General features: G+C 64.1%; 10 protein-coding genes and 1 pseudogene. All 11 read right to left on the reverse strand.

Annotated features, from left to right (window positions below; all coding sequences use genetic code 11):
* Positions 1–22: 22 nt before the first annotated feature.
* A complete protein-coding gene (locus tag KJ554_00925) occupies positions 23–1,333 on the reverse strand; it encodes a tetratricopeptide repeat protein (protein MBU0740894.1) in 1,311 nt (436 codons plus the stop codon).
* Between the two features lie 139 nt (positions 1,334–1,472).
* Positions 1,473–1,838 carry a hypothetical protein gene (locus KJ554_00930; GenBank protein ID MBU0740895.1) on the reverse strand — a complete coding sequence of 122 codons (366 nt, stop codon included), beginning with the start codon at positions 1,836–1,838 and terminating at the stop codon, positions 1,473–1,475.
* A gap of 135 nt (positions 1,839–1,973) precedes the next feature.
* Positions 1,974–2,558, reverse strand: a pseudogene (locus tag KJ554_00935) (plasmid pRiA4b ORF-3 family protein).
* A 342-nt stretch (positions 2,559–2,900) separates the two neighbouring features.
* Positions 2,901–3,266, reverse strand: coding sequence for a cytochrome C (locus KJ554_00940; GenBank protein ID MBU0740896.1), 366 nt, complete (start codon positions 3,264–3,266; stop codon positions 2,901–2,903).
* Positions 3,267–3,325: 59 nt separating this feature from the next.
* The gene (locus tag KJ554_00945) at positions 3,326–4,402 is read right to left on the reverse strand and encodes a metallophosphoesterase (protein MBU0740897.1); all 1,077 of its coding nucleotides are present in this window, start codon (positions 4,400–4,402) and stop codon (positions 3,326–3,328) included.
* A gap of 11 nt (positions 4,403–4,413) precedes the next feature.
* A complete protein-coding gene (locus KJ554_00950; GenBank protein ID MBU0740898.1) occupies positions 4,414–5,568 on the reverse strand; it encodes a cytochrome-c peroxidase in 1,155 nt (384 codons plus the stop codon).
* Positions 5,569–5,719: 151 nt separating this feature from the next.
* Positions 5,720–8,989 (reverse strand): putative selenate reductase subunit YgfK, encoded by a 3,270-nt coding sequence (gene ygfK / locus KJ554_00955; GenBank protein ID MBU0740899.1) that lies wholly within the window; start codon positions 8,987–8,989, stop codon positions 5,720–5,722.
* Positions 8,990–9,143: 154 nt separating this feature from the next.
* On the reverse strand, positions 9,144–10,433 hold the full coding sequence (locus tag KJ554_00960) for a cytochrome C (GenBank protein ID MBU0740900.1): 1,290 nt from the start codon (positions 10,431–10,433) through the stop codon (positions 9,144–9,146).
* Between the two features lie 367 nt (positions 10,434–10,800).
* Positions 10,801–11,313, reverse strand: a complete 513-nt coding sequence (locus KJ554_00965) for a hypothetical protein (protein MBU0740901.1) — start codon at positions 11,311–11,313, stop codon at positions 10,801–10,803.
* Between the two features lie 137 nt (positions 11,314–11,450).
* Positions 11,451–12,248 carry a hypothetical protein gene (locus KJ554_00970; protein MBU0740902.1) on the reverse strand — a complete coding sequence of 266 codons (798 nt, stop codon included), beginning with the start codon at positions 12,246–12,248 and terminating at the stop codon, positions 11,451–11,453.
* A 92-nt stretch (positions 12,249–12,340) separates the two neighbouring features.
* Positions 12,341–14,108 (reverse strand): tetratricopeptide repeat protein (locus KJ554_00975; protein ID MBU0740903.1); only part of this gene is annotated, 1,768 nt, incomplete at its 5' end.

Raw genomic sequence — 14,108 nt, forward strand, 5'->3', positions numbered from 1 at the left:
CCGAGCACGAGTGAGAGTGAGATCACATCTTCGCCGCGGAACCTCCGGTGGGTGTGTCACCGGTCATCATCTCTGGGGAACGGTGGCGTAGGGCGAACTCGGGGTTTTTCGACGGGCTGCTAAACACGTCTATTGCTTTCCTGATATATCGGTAGGCTACTGAGTGTTGGCCTGTAACGGTATAGCATCTCGACAAACCCAATAAAGTATTTCCATGCTCATACACGTCTTTACTTTTTTCAGCTAGTGTTCTAGCCTGCTTAAAATATTCAATGGCCTTGCTATGGTCTCCCAATGTATACATCAACGTTCCGCGGCGTCTTATTAAACCCAGCACTAATTCACTTCGTTCACCAAGTGCTGTTGCAATTTGTGTAGCTCTTAAGTAGTATCTTTCAGCATCATCTAGCTTATTACAAACAACTGCTATATCTCCAAGACTTTCAATTACTAGAACCTCTTCCCTGCAATAGTGATTCTTAGTAATTATTGATAATATAGAATGTAGTGTTTGTGTAGCTATTGATATGTTACCCAATTCAATCTGCGCACGTGCTTTGATAATTTTACTGTGCAACATCCACACTTGATTGTGGCCATCGTCTTTCTCTCTAATACTTTCAACATTCTCTAACGTTTCAGCATATCTTCCGATTTTATATAATACAATAGCCTTATTGATCCTTACGCTTTGTACTTTTCTAACTAATCCATCACCCAACATTAATCTTTCAGATTCGTCTAGATATTTTATTGCTCGGTTAAGATTACCGCTAGTCTTTTCAATAGCACCCAGTGCATTAGCGACTTTAGCTGACTGGTATTGTAATTTTAAATAACGGAATAGTGCGTCAGAATCATGAAGAGATCTACTTGCTTGTGAAATTCTGCCACTAAGATAATGCGCGCGTCCTATCAAGTGTAAAAATAATGCTGTTGCAAGTGGCATATTGTGCTCATCGGCATATTTCAACCAATATGTGGCGACATCATGGGCCTCTCTCCATCTAGATAACTTTACATTTATCCACCCTCGCATTAATTCAGAGTGGATATGCATAGGCGGCAGAATACCTTTTGCCTCCGCTTCTTTTATATGACTAATACACTGCTCATATTCCCCTAATTGATAATATGCATCAGTGACTAACATAGTAAGTATCGAAATGTTAGCAGAAGTAATAATATTTCGTTTAGATTCGCTATTAATAATTATATAATACATATTGCATAATTTATGATACTGCTCGTTTCTATGAAGAGATTGAGCTCGTGCAGTAATTTTACAGCGGATTTTTTCGATAGCAGGGCAAACCACATTTGAGATATCCACAGCATCTCCATTTTATAAATGAGTAGCGAAACATACATGGGAGGGATGTTACTATATCACATAATCACATAATAGTCAAAATCTTTTAGTTCCTTTATTTTGATAGAGTTATCTTTGTCTATATTGCTGTATCCGAAAGTTATTGCACCGGCCCCCCAGTCCACCCATCACGCCCCGCCCAGAACGAACACTGCGGACAAACCCCACCATCGGGATAGTCGACCCCCTCCTCATGAGGACAGCCCATGATGCCGCCGCTCATCGCGACCGTGCGCGCGCCATGCTTCCCGATGAAAGCGAGGATCTCGCTCGCCACGACAACATTCCCGCGGATGTCCCCCTCGTCGACGGTCCACCGCTCCAGCAGGCCGACATCGGCCCCTTCCGTCTCCACGATGCCGACGGCGATCTTGGTGGCGCGCTTGTCGTCGGGGCCGTAGAGCGCGACGGTGGCCACGGGAAATCCCCGGTAGCCTGCGTCCGCCTCCGCGCGCAGTCGCTCCATGTCCGGCGACAGGTCGTCCACGGCGTTTCCCCGGCCCTGTCCGCGGCCTTTTCCGTCAGGATGATCCATCCGGCCGGGAATCACCCGCAGCTCCGGCGGGCCGGCCTCTTCGGGTTCCTCTCCGAGCGCCAGGTCCAGCATCTCGTCGGGATCGCTGAACTCGATCTCGTCCTTGTCGAACGCCTCCGGGTCGTAACCGCCGCCGACCCATGCGAGGAGCGAGGCGTATTCCTCGTGGCGCGGATCCGCTAGGACCGCGAGCAGATCCTCGTAGCCCGGTAGTCCGCCGCAGTCCTCCGGGGGACAGGCGCGGCGCCCGCCGAGGCACTGGGGATATTCTGCGTCCTTCTCGCGGGGGACGATCTTCTCGAGGTACACGTCGTGTTGCCAGTCGTCGCCGAAGTCGTAGGCGTAGGACACCTTGCGGTTGGCCAGCGTGATGTGGTGCGCCACGAGGATCGCCCAGCCCGGCAGGACGAAGTCGTCCTCGTCGAACCCCTCGCCGTCGGGAATGCCGATGCGCAGGTTCATGCGCAGGGCCGTCTGCCTGACCGTGAACTCGTGCAGATGATAGCCCAGCCAGCCGAAGGCGTCCTGGATGGCGACGTGCAGGTCCCAGAAGGTGCAGTCGCACGGCACGGCGATGCGTCGCCAGACGGGCGGCTTGATCTCCTTGAGGGTCACCTTGAACTGGAAGACATGGTCGAACTTGATTTGCATGGGCTCCTCCGCGACCGGGAGATGGATGACCTCATACCCGACATTGCCGAGATTATCGATGAAAATCGGTTGTCTGTCGCCCGTATTTCGATGAAACCCGCATGTGAGTCGTGATCCGGCCGGTTGTCGAACATCCCGGTTATCGATGTATCGTCAGTCCCACACCTCCACGTGGAGGTGTCAGTCGCTGCAGATGGCAACTCGGCTTGCTCCGGCGAGGATCATCGCCGGCCCCGCGGCCTCCTTCGGCAGCAGACTGCCGGCGAAGACACGGGGGGCCAGGAATGTCCCGGACCCCCTCGTAATACCTATTCGAACCTGTCGGTCGGTTGCCGTGCGGTCCTAATGCCTGCCCGGCGCCATCTCCACTCCCCGCCGCTCGTAGGCGACGTAGGCCTCCATGGCGACCATCTCGTCGCTGTCGAGATCCAGCGGCGAGCCCTCCAGGGGGTTCTGGAGGCACCAGTTGATCATGTCGCGCAGGGCGATCACCCGGCCGAGCTGCTGCTGGAACTTGGGGTAGGTCTCTGGGTGCGTGTTGGCCGCGTTCGGGTGGCACTGGGCGCAGGCGACGCCGTTGGTGCCCAGCTCGCCGCTCACCCACAGCGCGCGGCCCTCGTTCACGACGCTCATGTATTCGTCCTGCCAGCGATCCAGGTCTTCCTGGGTGAACTCGTCGGCCAGCACCGCGACGTCGGCCACGACCATGGCGAGCGCGACCACCGCGAACGCTGCTGCTGCAATCTTCCCAGACATCGTTCCCTCCTCTAGTAATGGATTTGCGGCTGGATCCGCCTGGCCGGGTCCTGGAACGCGCTGTCCTCGGGTCTCCCCGTCTTCGGGTTGTATGCCACGGTGCGTTTCGTGTTGTTGCTGAGGTTGTATTTCAGCGCCACGCGCCCGCTCTTGACGTCGATCATCTGCCAGCCGGTGGCGTCGCGCTCGAAGAACGGATCGGCCCGGTTCATCGGCACCGTGAGCTTGGGCAGGTGGCTCTCCACCTGGGCGTAGCTCTGCGGGTAGGGCCAGGGCCAGGCCGTGGCCATCACCGCGTGGAAGCTGATGTTGCCGATCTGGTTGTACTGCACCTGGTGCACGTGGCCGTAGACCACGGTGACGTCGGCGAAGGGCTTGAGCAGCGCCTGCACGTCCTCCGCATCCTCGGTCCAGAAATTCCACCCCTTGTAGATCTTCTGGATGGGAGAGTGCGAGAAGACGACGATCGGCGTGTCCTTCTTGACCTTCTTCAGGTCCGCCCGGAGCCAGTCGCGCTGCTTCTGGCCCACCATGAACGGCGAGCCGTTGGGATTGTCGAGCCCGGCCATCTCGAGCATGCGCTGCTCGGCGGACGGCCAGCGCTCGTGCGTCCACTCGTCGTAGGTCAGGACGCTGTTGAGCGTGACGAAGTGCACGCCCTTGTGTTCCCAGCTGTAGTACTGCGGGCCGTAGAGCTTCGACCAGTACGCGCCCAGGTCGAGGTAGTAGTCGTGCTCGCCCATCACGCAGTAGGTCTTGTAGTCGAGTTTCGACAGCATCTCGGCCCCGTGGTCGAGCTCCGCCTTCTTGCCGAGCTGCGCCAGGTCGCCGCCGAACACCACGAAGTCGGGACGGGGCACGAGCAGGTTGGCCTCGGCCACGGCGCGGATCAGGCCGCGGTCCCAGTTGCGCACGAACTCCGTGCCGATGACCTGCTGGATGTGGGCGTCCGAGATGTACGCGAAGGTGAAGTTCTTGCGGCTGTCGGCGAAGGCCAGCTCCACCATGCTCAGGGGCAGGCAACTGGCCGCCGCGAGCGTGCCGGCACCCTTGAGGAATTCGCGTCGGTTTATGCGGAAATCGGACATGATCGCCTCCTCTACTTGTTGGCGGCGCCGGCGTTATCGGCCAGGTCGGCGAACCGGGGGCTGGTCAGGGCCTCCATGAACGCCACGAGATTGTCGATCTGGCTGTCGGACAGGTCGAGCGGACGGATGCCTCCGCTCAGGAAGTCGTTCACGCGGTCGCCATCGGTCGTCACGCCGCCGTTGTTGTAGTGCACGACCACGTCGCGCAGGGTCGCCAGGCTGCCGTCGTGCATGTAGGGCGCCGTCACGGCCACGTTGCGCAGCGTCGGCGTCTTGAAGGAGCCGAGATCGTCGAAGGTCCGCGTGACGGCGAAGCGGCCGATCTCCGAGGTCTTCGCGTCGGACAGGACCTTGACGTCCACCTCGCTCAGCGTGGCCTCGGCCTGGAGGAACTCCTGTGCGAGTCGCGGCACGTCGTCCTGGATGTCGTTGATGCCCACGCCGATGTTGTGGAAGCGGTTGTCGGTGAACAGCGCCTGCGTCTGCTCGATCCGGTGGCAGGAGACGCAGCGTCCCTCGTTGACGAAGACCTCGAAGCCGGCCTTCTGGGCCCTGGTGAGCGCGTCCGCCTCGCCGCCGTAGTTCCAGCGGTCGAAGGGCGAATCGCCCGCGACCTGCACGCGTTCAAAAGCGGCGATGGCGCCGGTCACCTCGTCCATGGTGATCGCCTCGCCGCTCTTGCCGAAGACGGCCGCGAAGGCCTTCGCGTACCCGGGGTCGGAGCGCACGATATCGAGGATCGGCTGGTGGTCCGCGAGTCCCATCTCCACCGGGTTGATGAACGGGTGCAGGGCCTGGTCCTCCAGGCTCGGCGACCGGCCGTCCCAGAACATCGTCTTGAAGTAGACGGCGTTCACGACCGTGGGCGAGTTGCGCGTGCCGGTGAGCTTGTCGATGCCCTCCGAGACCCTCAGCGGGCTGTCGGTGAAGGCCTTCTCGGCGGCGTGGCACGTCGCGCAGCTGATCTCGCCCGTTGAGCTGAACCTCTTGTCGTTGAAGAGCGAGTCGCCGAGAGCGATCATCCCGGCGGTCTGCGCGAACTGATCCGACCGGGGCGGGGCCGGCAGGCCCAGCGGCGGCTCTGCGGCCGACGCCCGGGTCACGAATGCCCCCACACCCCCGATCAGCCCCACGACCAGGAGCACCCCGAATAGGTATCTCTTCATGATTCCCCCTTTGCTCGGCAGTGGCGGCACCCTGGACCCCGACGTGACTCGGGGTGGGTGAGATCATGTCGCAAAACGATACAGTGGGGCAGGCGTAGGCCGCGCAATCGGCAAGATGTGAACTCTTGTATCGGATTCGCCGTCTGGGCAGCTAGCCCAAACCCGGTAACGCCAGACTACCACGAATCCCGGTCAATATGGACGCCAAATCCGCGGCCTCCTTCAGCGACAGCTCGCCTGCGAAGGTCTGTTTCACGTCCGCTTCGATGATCTCGTAGGCCGGGGACAGAGCGACGCGCACGCGATCGGTCTCGTAGACCAGCGCATCACCGACGGTCAGCCGCGACTCGCGACCGTCGCGCAGGCTGCGGATCGTATCGCCCTCGATGAACACCGCGTTGTCACCCTCGGCCAGGAAATCCGCCTCGCGCAGGAACAGCCGCGGCTTCTCCACGTAGGGCCGGCCGGGGTGGACGCAGAAGGTGGCGCAGTTGCCGCATTCGTTGCAGAAATCGTCCAGGTGGATGATCTGGCGGGTCTGGTCGATTTGGATCCGCTCCTTGCCCGCGATCACCAGGCTGCCGCCCCGGCAGGCGAGGATCGGCAGCGTCAGATCCACCGGCTCGATCAGGTACGTGTAATTCGCGCGGTTGGGGCAGACCTCCACGCACTTGTCGCACAACGCCGTGCACTGCAGGCAGCGGGTGGCCTCGGCGCGGGCGGCCTCCTCGTCCAGCGTCGCGTCGACCAGATCGAAACCACCGCGCTCCGCAGACGGGAGCATCACGGGCCTGTGCTGCTCCATCTTGCGCGCCCGGATGCGCTTCATCCGCGCGACGTCCTCGTCGGACGGCTCCGGCGTGGTCACCGCGTACGTGTCGAACGCCACGCCGAACTCGGCGCAGAGGGCCTCGGCCGCGCGGCGCCCGTCGGCGCAGGCGGCGATGATCGTCTCGGGCCCGCGTGTGGCGTCGCCGCCGGCGAAGATCAGGTCCAGCGCGCGGCCGGTCTCGGGGTCGATCTCGATGACGCCGTTGCGGCGGGTCGTGACGCCGCTGCCGTCCAGGAACGCCAGGTCGGCCGCCTGGCCGATGGCCACGATCACCGCGTCTGCAGGCATCGTGAACGCGCTGCCGGGGATCTCGACTGGCCGGCGGCGACCGCTGGCGTCCGGCTCGCCCAGTTCGTTGCGCACGCATTCCAGGCCGACGACACGGCCATCCTCCAGGACCACGCGCGACGGCGAGACGAGCGTCCGCAGGCCGATACCCTCCGCGCACAGATCCACGATCTCCTCCGCGTCGGCGGGCATCTCCGCCGCGGTGCGGCGGTAGACGACCGTCGCCGGCTTGCCGGTCAGGCGGCTGGCGGTGCGGGCGGCGTCGACCGCCGTGTTGCCGCCGCCGATCACCAGGACGTCGCGGCCATTCCGACCCAGCTCGGGCCGCTCGCCCGCGTTCACGCGCTTCAGGAAGTCCAGGGCCGTGTGGACGCCCTCGCCCTCGAGGCCCGGGATGTCCAGCGCGCCGTCCCTCTGGAAGCCGGTGGCGACGTAGACCGCGTCGAAGCCCTGTTCGAGCAAGGATTCCGGCGGCCCATCGATCCGATGCGATGTCTTGATCTGCACGCCCATGCCGGTGATGCGCGCGACGTCTCGCTGGACGACCGCGTCGGGCAGACGGAACCTTGGCGCCACCGCCGCCATGCCGCCGGCGCGGTCCCGCGCCTCGAAGATGGTCGCCTGAACGCCGTTGAGCGCCAGGAACGACGCGGCCGACAGGCCCGACGGACCGGCGCCGATGATCGCCACGCGCTTGCCGGTGGATCTGGCCGGCGCCGCCTCGACCCGCCCGTGCTCGAAGGCGAAGCGCTTGAGCGCGCGGATGGCCACGGGCTCGTCGTAGTCGCTGCGCGTGCAGCGGGTCTGGCAGGCGTGGTTGCAGATGTACCCCGTGATGCCCGGCAACGGGTTGCGCGCCAGGATGATCGCCAGCGCGCGGTCGTAATCGCCCGCGCCGATCTGCGCGATGTACTCCGGCACGTCCTGCGTGACAGCGCATCGGGCCATGCAGGGGGCGGTGATGCAGTCGAACCAGCCGAGGTCCGACACGACCCTGGGCGACGGGTGGGGCTGGTAGCCCTTCTTGTAGCGCGGGTCGGTGAGCGATGCCGCGGCGAGGCGTTCGAGGGTGGCCGCCTTGTCCCGCGCGAATTCCTCCAGGCTCATGGCCCCGTCGGCCCTCATCTCCGCTTCGAGGTTCTCCAGGTACTGCAGCATCCGCGAGTAGCCGCCGGGCTTGAGCAGGTCCGTCACCGAGGTGACCGTCTTCGCGCCGGCCCGGAACAGCCCCGCCACGTTCAGCGCGTCCGCGCCGCCGCTGAAGGACACGTCCAGGTCCCCGTCGAACTCGGCGCCGAGCTTGTGGAACAGGTTCACCGTCAACGGGTAGAGCGCCCGGCCGGACAAGTACGTCTCCTCGCCGGGCAGCGCGTCGCGGTGGTTGACCGTGGGCAGCGTGTTGCTCAGCTTCACGCCGAACTCGAGGCCCTGCCCGGCGGCCACGGCCCTGAGCGACTTGATCAGCTCGACGGCGCGGCCGTAGGGCAGATCGTGCGCGAAGGTCGCGTCGGGGACGTTGATCTCGGTGAAGCCAAGGTCGTCGTGCAGGATGCGATGGACCGTCTCGCCGCCCAGCAGCGTGGGGTTCAGCTTGACGTAGGTGTGCAGACCCCGGTCGACCAGCAGGTGGCGCGCGATGCGCCCGATCTCGTCGGGCGGGCAGCCGTGCATGGTCGAGAGGCTGACGTTGTCGGTCAGCTGCGACGGGATCTCGATCCCCGCGAATTGCGGAAAGTCACGCTCGATCACTACCTGCAGCGCGGCGATCCCGGCCGACGCGTCGGCCAGACGATCCATGAAGCGCACCATCGATGGGCTCTGGATACCCTTCAGGTCGTAGCCCACGCTCATGTTGAAGACGGTGCCGAAGGGCCGATCGTCCATCCCCAGCAGCCGCCTCAGGACGTGGATCAGCACCCAGGCCTTCACGTACTCGTCGGCCGAATCCTCGAGCTTGAGCTCCTGCGACCACTCCACGTTGTAGCCCTCGTCCGCCATGTCGATGCAGGGGCGCGGAATCTCCAGCTCGTCCATCACCTGGACGGTCTTCAGCTCGATGAACCGCCCGCCCGACAGCCAGGCGCAGACGATGTTCTGGGCCATCTGGGTGTGGGGGCCGGCGGCGGGGCCTATGGGGGTGGCCAGGGGGTGGGTGAAGGCGGTACCGGCGTAGGTAGGCACGGTGCCCGGGCGGTGGATGAGGCCCCCGGGGATGCCGAGGATCGACCCGTCCCGCTCGTGGTCGCGCAGGATCCAGGAAAGCAGGGTGGAGAATGGGTGGCGTTTCAGGGTGTCGGACATGGAGGCCTTTCGGATCCTGTTCTTGACGTGAAGACGCATGACTTGGTGTGGAGGTACGATACCGGATCGAGGATTCGCGGGCAAGTCGCAGGGACCGAACAGGCTGCTTCTTGCCGAGCAGCCTGTTCCCCGATCTCGTCCGAGGATGACCCGTTTATTTCACGCTCGCATGCTGCGCGCGCATCGACTTCGCCAGTTCCTTGATCTCCCCCAGATCCTGCGTCATCATGTTCCACCCGTACCAATAGGCATAATCCGGATTCACATGGAAGAACGCCTGATAGGCCCGCATCCGATGCTTGAAGAACATCTGCAGTAAAACCTGATCGATGTAGGAAAAGCCGTCCAGATCCTCGTCCCAGTTGGCCCCGTTGGTATGCATGAGCGTCAGGAGGAAGGGGTAGTTGAAGGGATAGCCCTCCGGCTTCACGATGATCCCGTCCCGGTACAGCGCCGCGACGGTCTCGATGGCCTCGGCCATCAGGCGGTCCGCCTTGGTGAGGATCGCGTCGCCCATCTCCAGCTGCTCCCTGGCGTAGGCGCGGGAGTGGCAGCCGTTGCAGGTGTCGAGCATCTTGTCGCGTTCGGTCTGCCAGGAGGCCTGGTCGAGGCGGGCCATGTCGACCGCCTTGACCGCGTCAAGGATCGCCGTCGGCTCGCCCGTCTCCGGGTGCAGCACGCCCAGGGCCTTGAGGATGGTCACCCGGTCGGCCGCCGCCTGCGGATCATCGGACAGGGGCAGGCGCACGCCCAGGAAACCCCAGGCGGTGCGGTTCTCGTGTGTGCCGTCGGGCAGGTGGCAATGCTGGCAGGTGGGGGCGGCGGCGCCGTCGGGCAGGTCGCCGGCCAGCTTTGCGAAGTAGCGCTCGCCGTGCTTGGAACTGGACCACATCTCCCACTGGGGATGGTCGTAGCCCATGTGGCACTGCTGGCAGGCGCGGGGATTCTGCGCCTCCTTCTTGGCGAAGGCGTGGCGGGTGTGGCACTCGTCGCAGGAGTTGTTCTGGTACCGGTAGCCCTTGGCGCGCTGATCCTGTTTCTGCGCCTCGGACTTGATGCCCATGTTGTGGCAGCCGCCGCAGCCGCGCCCGCCCTCGATCAACTCGTCGGGGGCGAAATGGGTCGCGGGAATGGCGTTCAGGGACGTCCAGCCGTGGTTGTGCTTGCCCCCGGCGAAGGAGTCGAACTGCTCCTGGTGGCATTCGGCGCAGACGTGCTCGTCGGGCATCACGGCCTTTGCGGCGTCGTCCGCCGTCCGGTGCCCTTCGCCGTGGCAGGAGGCGCAGGTCACGTCGTTTTCGGCGTGCCGGCTGACCGACCAGTCCAGGACCTGACCCGGGGAGATCTTCGCGTGACAGTCCACGCAACCGTCGTCGGCCACGGCGGCGGCGGCGAGAAGCAGGGACAAGGCGGCGCCACATAACATGACATGTGCGGTCTTCATCATGGGTTTCTCCTTCCGGGCCATCAAAGTCGTCAAAGGCGCGCCGTAATCCGGCGCAATCAGGACCGTTTCTGTTATGGATTGAAGCGTACACTTCTGGATGCCGGAGTGCAATGACGAAATCGCGCCGCACAGCGGCAACCCGCTGACATTATACGAGTTGAATGGTCTTGTATCCGTACGTTCGAAATGCGGGCCTTACCCGGATCATTCTGCCTCGTGGAGGATAGCTGCAACCACGACCTGCCCGCCGACGGCCGGAACGCCAGCGCATCTCGCCGGGGATCCGGTGCGAATTCCAGAGCGGCCGTTTCATGTAGAACGAGCCCCCGACCGCGGGGACTCGTTTCTATTCGCGAACGGTCGGCTATCTGTACAGCGCCTTCAACGCGCCGAAGGCGGCGCTCGCGCTCGCCGTGACGGTCCCCACGGGCGTGAGGATCGGGGTCAGGCCCTCTGCGAGGAATGTCACATCTTCATCGTACTCGATCAGGAACCAGTCCACGCCGAACCCGACATAGTCCGGGCCGCCTGGAGCCGGCGCCGTCACGAACAGCCCGAAGCCGTTTGTGTAGAACCCGGAGAGACGCCAGAAGACCGTGGGGACGGATCCGTCCCAGTCGAAGCCGATCTCGGGCTGGTTGGTGAAGTAGTCCCCGCCGGACATCGATCCGATCGGGATGTCGTAGGCGGAGGCGGTCACCGAGAAATCGACGACCGTATAGGTGCCGGCGGGCGCCTGGTCGGACACGAGCTCGCCGTCGGTGATGAACGTTCCCAGCTCCGTGCCGGTCCCCGCGTTGGACCAGCTCCACTGGACGCCCGCCTGCGCGGCGCCGCAGGCCGCAGCCAGGACCAGGATCGTCAGCATGAACTTCATGGTACCCCTTGTCGCCGGCTCGAATCGTTTGCTAACGGATCGACCGGCCGGATCCGGGACTCGGCGTCCCTGATGGAGTGTGCGCCTGCATGTCTATCTTTGCGGTAGCTCCGTTATAATCATAGCATGAATGAACATCAATCTCCGATACCGCCTATGTTCCTGTTCTTCTGTATCAGCTCCAGTTCGCGCGTCTGCTCGCAGAAGAGCCGGTCCAGACGCGCGCGATAGGGAGCCAGCGAGGCTGCGATGGCCGCTGGCCGCTCCCCCTGCCAGGGCAGGACCCGCTCGCCGCGCTCCAGCGCCGCGATCTCCCGCTCCAGGGATGCAGCGATCCCGTCGGGAGGGGGATGGTCGGGGTTGTCGAGCTGGTTGCGCAACATCTGCGTCAGCTCGCGCGTGGTGCGGCCGGTGACGTACTCGCACTCGGCGGGCGGATGACCGTCCTCGCCGGGCGGGCAGAGCCGGTCGCCGTAGGCCAGGACGTAGATGTAGAAGTACTCGCCCAGGCCCATGCCGTGCGCGAGCAGCGCGGTGTTGCGCGCCGAGAAGTATTCCACCATGCGAGGCAGTGTGCCGACGGCGTCCCTGAGGAAGTCCCACAGTTCGCCGGCGTCCAGGTCCTCCTGCCGGTCGACGCTGTCGATCCGCGCGAAGGTCGCCTGGATGCGGCCCGTCTGCTCGAGCAGGCCGGCGCGCACGGCCAGGAAGATCTCCACGCGCTCCGGCGCGACGGCACCGTCGGGGGCAGGGATGTAGGCGGGCACCGGATCGAGGCGGTCGACCAGGTCCTGCTCGATGCGCTTGGCCGCGTTGATGGGTCGCATCACGAAGTAGCCTGCGACTGCGAAGCCGACGACGACCACGATCATGGCGATCAGGCAGCCGGGAGAGCAGCTTCTGCGCTCGATCCCCTTGCGGGCGGGTTCGGACATCTCCATCTCTCATGCCGGTGTGGTGGGCACATGCGACAGAGATGAAAACGTATGCCGAGTGTGTTTGGTTGCGTCTGGACCGGCGCCGTCCCTCAAGCGCCTCCGACCAGCAACCCCTGGAAATCCGGCCGACCCCGCAGGCCGTCGAGATCCGGCGTCGACCGCAGGATGCTCGGCGAGATGACGTCCGTCCGCCGCTTCAGCAGCTCGCCCAGCGTGGCGACGGCCTCGGCCGACCGGCCCGTCAGCATCTGGACCAACGCCAGGTCGTAGAGCCGCCAGGTCTGGATCCACCTGTCCTTGCTGGCCGGATAGAGCCCGAACGCGCGCTCGATCTCGGCGAGGGCTTCGTCGCCGCGGCCCAGGCCGGCGAGCGCCACCGCTCTTGCCGCCACGAGGTTGCCGGCCCCGGGCTTCTCCATGAGCTTGGCGGCCAGAACGGCCTCGGCGCGGACGAAGTCTTCCCGGGCTGTGTCGGTCATGTCCATGGCCAGGTGCGTCTGGGCGAGGGCCAGGTGGCGGCTGACGGTGGAGAACTGGGCTTCGTACACGTCAGGCAACGCATCCGCTTGGCGCAGGGCCGCAGCGTAGTCCCGCAGCGCGTAGCTCGCCTTGAACAGACCGTAACGGATCTCGGGATCGCTGGACGGCGGCGTATCCTCGATGTAGCGCCGGACCAGTTCCGGCCGGCCGGCTTCCACCGCCAGCCACGCCGCCATCGTATAATTGGTCGCCTGTCCGGGGCCCAGTTCGATGGCCCGTGCCGCCCACGTCGCGGCCTCGTCGTAACGGCCGAGAATGCCCAGGGTCTCGCCGATGTGGGCGCAGTTGGCCGGGTCGCGCGGCGAGAGCCGGTTCACGTCGATCAGGATCTCCGCCGCCTCCGCGTAGTCCTCCTGCCGGCGCAGCACATAGGCCATGAGCTCGCGGATGGCCGAATCGTTGGGCCGGGCCCGGTCGGCCTGACGCAGGGCAGCCAGTGCCGATTCGTAGTCCTTGCGTCCCCAGTAGTAGTACAGGCCGCGGGCCATCTGCGTGTAGGCGGCGTCGGGCTTCAGCTCGAACGCCCGGTCCGCGGCGGCCTTGGCCCGGGCCAGGCGCGCCTCGGTGCGATCCCAGTCGAAGTGGCACATCCCCGAGTTGGCCTTGGCCAGCTGGCCCCAGGCCTCGTGGAACTCCGGATCGCGCGCGACCGCCTTCTCCAGCAGGTCGACGGCCAGGAACCAGGATTCCGCATTGAATTGGGAGACGTCGAGGATCTCCCGCGCCCGGAGGTAGGCGTGGTAGGCGTTCATGTCGCGGGTGGGAATGTCCGCGTCCTTCGGCGCCGGCGATACCGCCAGGGTCACGCCCAGGCTGTGGACGACCTCCTCCGCGATCTCCGACTGCACCTTGAATATCTCCGCCATGGAGCGGTCGTAGGACTCGGCCCAGACCTGCTCGTCGGACCTGGCGTTCATGAGCTGGGGCGTCACCCTCACCCGGCTTGTCCCTCCCGCGTCGCGCTGCCAGCGCACGGCCCCCTCGAGCACGTAGTCCACGCCCAGGTCCGTCGCGATCTGCTGCATGGTCGTGCCGGTGCGGTCGTAATGCAGCGCGCTGGCCCGCGACACCACCCGCAGGCCCGCCACGCCCGTCAGTCGCGTGATGATCTCGTCCGTGACGCCGGCTGCGAAGTAGGCTTCCTCGGGCGGACCGAGGTTCTCGAAGGGAAAGACAACCACCACCGGTTCGGACCGCGTATCGGCCGCGGCGACGGTCGTCGGCTCGCCCGTCGCACCTCTTTCGCGCAGCGGCGGCCACCAGTACGCCGCGACGGCCAGCAGGACCACGACCGGGGCAACCGCGAGCCGGGCCCGG

It is taken from the genome of bacterium (assembly GCA_018814885.1).
Taxonomy (GTDB): domain Bacteria; phylum Krumholzibacteriota; class Krumholzibacteriia; order LZORAL124-64-63; family LZORAL124-64-63; genus JAHIYU01.

Bases quoted from the DNA above. Each gene is read 5' to 3' on its own strand.
- KJ554_00930 (MBU0740895.1), bottom strand. From the start codon at position 1,838: ATGGAGCGACTGCGCGCGGAGGCGGACGCAGGCTACCGGGGATTTCCC.
- KJ554_00940 (MBU0740896.1), bottom strand. From the start codon at position 3,266: ATGGTCGTGGCCGACGTCGCGGTGCTGGCCGACGAGTTCACCCAGGAA.
- KJ554_00945 (MBU0740897.1), bottom strand. From the start codon at position 4,402: ATGTCCGATTTCCGCATAAACCGACGCGAATTCCTCAAGGGTGCCGGC.
- KJ554_00950 (MBU0740898.1), bottom strand. From the start codon at position 5,568: ATGAAGAGATACCTATTCGGGGTGCTCCTGGTCGTGGGGCTGATCGGG.
- ygfK (MBU0740899.1), bottom strand. From the start codon at position 8,989: ATGTCCGACACCCTGAAACGCCACCCATTCTCCACCCTGCTTTCCTGG.
- KJ554_00960 (MBU0740900.1), bottom strand. From the start codon at position 10,433: ATGAAGACCGCACATGTCATGTTATGTGGCGCCGCCTTGTCCCTGCTT.
- KJ554_00965 (MBU0740901.1), bottom strand. From the start codon at position 11,313: ATGAAGTTCATGCTGACGATCCTGGTCCTGGCTGCGGCCTGCGGCGCC.
- KJ554_00970 (MBU0740902.1), bottom strand. From the start codon at position 12,248: ATGTCCGAACCCGCCCGCAAGGGGATCGAGCGCAGAAGCTGCTCTCCC.